The organism is Tamaricihabitans halophyticus (genome assembly GCF_004340875.1).
Taxonomy (GTDB): domain Bacteria; phylum Actinomycetota; class Actinomycetes; order Mycobacteriales; family Pseudonocardiaceae; genus Tamaricihabitans; species Tamaricihabitans halophyticus.
The window spans coordinates 1-3,765 of the sequence record NZ_SLXQ01000041.1 but is presented as its reverse complement, the minus strand read 5'-3'; the positions used below and the strand labels follow the sequence as shown (position 1 = coordinate 3,765).

Below are 3,765 nucleotides of genomic sequence, written 5' to 3'. Positions count from 1 at the left end.
GTCGGCGAAGGCACCGTCGAGGTCCATGGCGAGCACGGTGTTCTCGGCGACAAGCCGACCGAGTTGGTCCTGGGGCGCAGAGGTAGCGGTCATGGCTGGTGGTGTCCTTTCGGTGTGCTGGGTGGGGGTGGTGCGGGGTGGTGCGGGGTGGTTAGCGGGGGGCCGGGTGGTTAGTGGCCGCGTTTGAGGGTGACTTTGGCGTGATGAAGGTGGGACTGTCCTAAGTAGAACTGCCCGCGGGCGCGGTCCGTGTATTTGTGGTGTTTGGGGTCGCTGGGCCACAGGCCGACCGCGGTCCGTTGGTACAGCCGCGCGCTTTCGAGGTGTGAGCGGGCGGTGGAGGCGAGCAGCCGCGCTTTCTCGTTGCGGAGTTTGCGGGCGCGGCTTTCGAGTCGTTTGGTGGTGGTGAGGGCGCGATTGATGTCGTTGAGGACGCGCTCGGAGTGCTCGGTCATGGCTGGTGGTGTCCTTTCGGTGGTGCCGGATGTGGTGGTGGTGCGGTTTAGGTGAGGTGGACGCCGCGTTGGGCGAGCCACGGTTGCGGATCGACGCGGGCGGTGCGGTCCCCGCCGGGCCAGATTTCGAGGTGTAGGTGGGGGCCGGTGGATTGGCCTTCGTTGCCGACTTCGGCGATGCGTTCGCCGGTGGTGACGTGTTGACCAGCGCGGACGTGGTAGACGGCCATGTGTCCGTAGACGGTGACCGTGTTGTCGTTGTCGTCATGCCGGATGCGGATCCAGTTGCCGAAGCCGCTGGCGGGGCCGGCTTCGATGACGGTGCCGCTGGTCACCGCGCGGATGGGGGTGCCCAGGGGCGCGGCGAGGTCGATACCGCCGTGGGTGGTGCCCCAGCGGGGGCCGTATCCGGAGGTGAAGGTGGCCCCGTCGACGGGGGTGACGTGGCCGGTGTCGGCCATGCTGGGTTCGCTGCGGTGGTGTGCCCACACGAGGACCCCGGCCAGCGCGGCGGCGACCACGAGTTTGGTCTTGAGCGACATGTCGAACCCTCCACAATGTGACGGTGAGTGACAGTTTCGGGATGGTTTTGGGGTAGGGAGTGCGGAGGGAACGGGGTAGGGCATCGCGGCGTGGGGAGGGAGAATTCCCTGACCGGTGCTCTGGGGCCGTTCCCTGGGGTTGTGCTGCGGTGATGGGTGGTTTAGGGAGTCAGGGAACGCAGGGAATCCGGTGGGAAACCCTGGGTTCCGGGGGTGGTTGTGGGTGGGGTTAGGTGTTCCCTCCCTCGCGGTGCGCGAGGGCGTCGCGGACACGCTCCGCGTATACCCAGAGGACGCCGGATTTGGTGACTTTGACGTTGAGTTGTTCGAGGTGTGTGGCGAGTTCGGTGCCGTTGAGGGTCTGGTAGGGCCGGTAGCTGGAGGCGAGGTCACGCAGCCGGGCGGCTACGTCGGTGGCTTTGACTTTGTCCTCGCCGGCCAGGGCGGTGTGTACGTCGTCGAGCAGGTCCCGCTGCTGCTCGGGCTCAACCGCGGTGGGGTGGGGGTGGGTCGCTCCGCCGCGGAGTTCGAGGGCGCGGGTGATGATGGTGTTCTGGTCGCTGCTGGTGAGGTTGTAGGAGCGCAGCAGTCCGGGTTGCTGCATGTAGCCGACCGCGACGCAGGTGCCGACGTCGTTGAGGGCGACGATCTTGTTGCCTTCCTTGACGGCGGGTTTGAGTTCGAGTGCGGAGAGCCCGTTTTCGTAGGCACGTTCCCCGAGGACCACGTTGTTGCGGTTCTTGTCGCCGATCGCGAAACAGGCCCGGTTGCTGGTCACGGCCACCAGGTCACGGGGAAGGGACTGGTCAGAGGGGGTGGGTGTGGCGAAGTTGAGCACGATTCCGTATTTGCGGGCGGCGGAGAAGAACCGCACCATCATGTTGACCAGCTCGCGGCGGTCTTCGGGTTTGTCCTGGCGGAAGAAGCTCTGGCATTCGTCGATCACGACGAACCGGGGGCGTAGTCGTGGGTCTTTCTCGGCGACTTCGCGGGTCACCGAGTTGATGCCGTACTCGCGCAGCAACTGGCCACGTTCGGCTAGCGAGGCGTGCAGGTCGGTGATGTGGGCCAGGCACGCTTCGACGTTGGCGGCGGTATCGCCCATGGAGACGATGGAGGCCACGGGCCGCAACCACTCGTAGTCGTTGTTGTCGGCGAAACAAAACACATCGATATCGACCAAGGGGTCGAGCGCGGCCCCGGCCAACTCGACCTGCAACAGGCTCGTTTTCCCGGACCCCATGATCCCGGCCTTGATCGTGTTGCGTTCGAATATGGGGGTGGTGACCGGGTTCCGGCGCGCGTCGATCCCGACCGGGAACCCGGTCCAAAAGTCCGTCTGTCCACCGGCAAGCAGCGGATAGTCAGGCACCGGTTCACGTAGCGCGCCGGGGTTGAGCACCAGGCATTTCATGGCCATCGGGTCTCCGTCGTCGACGTCGACCCACACCTCTTCCGGTCGGCGCCCCAGGTTGTGCGCCAACACCTCTTTGCGACCGTTGATGCTGGTCGCGGGGACACCGCCGGGCAGGCGGAGCGCGAATTCCCACCCGTGCCGCCCGACCGGCAACGGGGGTTGCACCCAGGTCGGCATCACCGTGCTGCCCCAGCCGTCCTTGAACGCCTTGTTCAACGCGGAATGACCCAGCTTGCGCAACGCATTCATGATCATCGACTCGTCCAGGGCAGCGTCGACCACGCTGGCCCCGACATTCGCCGGTTCGGCGCGCAACCAGCGGGGCGCGTCGGTGTGTTTACGGCCCTGCTCGTGCAGATACACCAACCCCAACCCGGTCGCGCCCAGCACCAGGAAGATGCCGTAGGCAGTGGCGAACCACCAGGCCCACCGGATCGCGTCCAACACCCCGGCGATCGGCGCCACGACCTGGCTCACATCACCATCACCGATGGCCACCACGATCCCGACCGCCAGCAGCAACGCAACAATGGACGCGATGCCCACCCCAAGCGCGCCCACCAGCTTGAGCGGGCTATTGAGCCAATCCTGGGAACGGTCGTGCCGCCGCTGCTTCTCGGCGACATCACGCGCTTCCCACTCCAACAGCCGCTCGTGATTGCCCTCCAACTCGGCGGCCTGCATCATCCGCTCATAGCGCGACGCGCCATGCCGATCACGCCACCGCCGCGCCAGCACCCGCGCACCCGCGACCACATGCCACGCGTGGCGCGCCGTACCACGCGCACCGCGCGCCACCGCCGGGCCGGCGCGGTGCGCGACCACGACCGCGCCGTGCGCCATGCGTTCGCGCGCCTGCTCGGGCACCAGTCGGCGCGTGTTGAACGCTTCGCGCGCCGGCGCCAACTCGACCTCCGTGCCCACCGCGCCCACGCCCACCGCGCTCTCTTCCGGTGCGCTCGGCGCGCTGGTGTCGGATCTGGTGGGGGTGTCGGTGCGGGTGGCCGGCAGGTAGACGACCGTCGCGTCCTCGGGCTGGTGCGCGCCGGTCATGTCCGGGGGCGCACCGTCGTGGCGTGTCATGCCGCTACCTCCCTTCCTTCCGGCGTGTGCGCGTCCTGCTGGGTGTTCTCGACGGGTGTGCTCGGTTCGGCGCGCGCACTCGTCGGCGCGCTCCCGGCCGATGGCGCGCCCGGCGCGCTCGCGTTGGGCGCGTTGGTGGTGGGCGCGTTGGTGGTGGTTTCGGCGCGCCAGGTGGCGAGCCACTTGCGCGCGGTGCCGGGGTGCGCGCCACTGACCTCGGCGAGGCGCGCCCCGGTGAGCGCGTCCGCGCGTCCTTCGGCGTGCGCCC

At 67.9% G+C, this 3,765-nt stretch carries 4 protein-coding genes; all 4 read right to left on the bottom strand.

The features are described 5' to 3' along the window. Positions 1–170 precede the first annotated feature (170 nt). Complete coding sequence (locus tag EV191_RS29945; protein WP_132881496.1) at positions 171–455, bottom strand: hypothetical protein; 285 nt, start codon at positions 453–455, stop codon at positions 171–173. A 47-nt stretch (positions 456–502) separates the two neighbouring features. After that, positions 503–997, bottom strand: coding sequence for a M23 family metallopeptidase (locus EV191_RS29940; RefSeq protein ID WP_341539647.1), 495 nt, complete (start codon positions 995–997; stop codon positions 503–505). 229 nt (positions 998–1,226) lie between these two features. Then, a complete protein-coding gene (locus tag EV191_RS29935) occupies positions 1,227–3,497 on the bottom strand; it encodes an FtsK/SpoIIIE domain-containing protein (RefSeq protein ID WP_132881493.1) in 2,271 nt (756 codons plus the stop codon). Next, a partial coding sequence (locus tag EV191_RS30290; protein WP_207894904.1) for a hypothetical protein occupies positions 3,494–3,765 on the bottom strand: 272 nt, incomplete at its 5' end. The genes EV191_RS29935 and EV191_RS30290, both read right to left, overlap by 4 nt.